Genomic DNA, 1,202 nt, shown 5'->3' with positions numbered 1-1,202 from the left:
CTGGGACACCGACGAACCCTCCGAGCGCGGAATCGACGGCATCGAACGAATGCGCCTCGTACGCGACGACATCGCGACACGTGTTGCCGATCTCTTCAGCCGCATCCGAGCCGGCGCAACGTAGAGCCACAAGATCTGGCCGTCGCGATGGTGGCCCGGCTAGCCCAGGAGGTGATCAACCTCGACACCCGAAATCGCCGACACTGAGACAATGATCGGGGAGCGATTTCGCCGCCACCGGTACGCCGAAATCATCCTGAGCTTGCCCGGGTTCGGGGTCATTCTTGGCGCCGAATTCCTCGCCGCGACAGGGGGAAACATGAGCGCTTTCGACTCCGCCGATCGTTTGGCTGGTATCTGCGGGCTCGCACCGGTACCGCGTGATTCCGGGCGCATCAGCGCAACCTCAAACGCCCCCGCCTCAATCACCGACGACTCTTGCGCACCTGCTATCTTGCCGCTCAAAGTGCCGCCCGCACCGACCCCGCTTCCCGGGCCTACGAAGGCCGCAAACGTGCTGAGGGCAAACACCACCGACAAGCGGTCCTGGCCCTGGCCCGGCGACGCCTCAACGTCCTGTGGGCCATGCTGCGCGACCACACCACCTACCAAATCCCAACCGCCGCAGCGGCTTGATAAGCCCATTGAGAATCGATCCCGCCGTGTTCCTCCCGTATTACGGGCGGGGGGAGAGGGTGTTTGGGACATGGGCAGTCCGGATCGTTTGGGACGGTCGGGGTTGTTTGGGACGTTTAGGGCCTACGGGGCCTATGGGTCCACAGTTGAGGCCGACGATGCAGCCGCTCAGACTGGCCCCGGGTCTACCGTCGGCTGGACCTGCGGAAGGGGCCGGAGGTGTGGGCACTGGCGTCACGACGAACGCAGTTGTCGTCATTCTCGGTGTGCTTGGCAACTTGTCGTAGCCCACACCATTAAATCCGAACGCGAAAACAACTGCAGCCGCGCCACCGAACAGCGAGAGTGCTCTTCCGATTTCAGTTTTCATTAGATTCTCACTTCTCTATCGTTTTCTTCGTTTAGTCCCGCGGTCGTGCGCCGAGGCCAAGACCGGAGAGGAAATTTGCGCCCCAGCACGCGGGGCAACAGGTTCTGTGGTTGCGAGGGATCTTCCGCACGCGGTGGTGATCGTTCGGGTTCTTGATCGAAAGCTCATCCGACGATGAGCCAGCCACCACGAGCGT

The 1,202-nt window shown here is 62.2% G+C and carries 1 protein-coding gene and 2 pseudogenes; all 3 read left to right on the top strand.

Annotation, left to right across the window (positions count from 1 at the left end; genetic code table 11):
• Window positions 1-124: pseudogene (locus AC5Y5O_RS32010) on the top strand (low molecular weight phosphatase family protein); the annotation flags it as partial.
• A gap of 87 nt (window positions 125-211) precedes the next feature.
• A pseudogene (locus AC5Y5O_RS32005) lies at window positions 212-343 on the top strand (IS110 family transposase); the annotation flags it as partial.
• Between the two features lie 95 nt (window positions 344-438).
• Complete coding sequence (locus AC5Y5O_RS32000; RefSeq protein WP_500028745.1) at window positions 439-636, top strand: hypothetical protein; 198 nt, start codon at window positions 439-441, stop codon at window positions 634-636.
• The last annotated feature ends 566 nt before the right edge of the window (window positions 637-1,202 follow it).

The sequence above is a fragment of the Mycobacterium sp. NGS40 genome (genome assembly GCF_059812735.1).
Note: the sequence above shows the minus strand (reverse complement) of the source record. Positions and strands in the feature narration are given on the sequence as shown.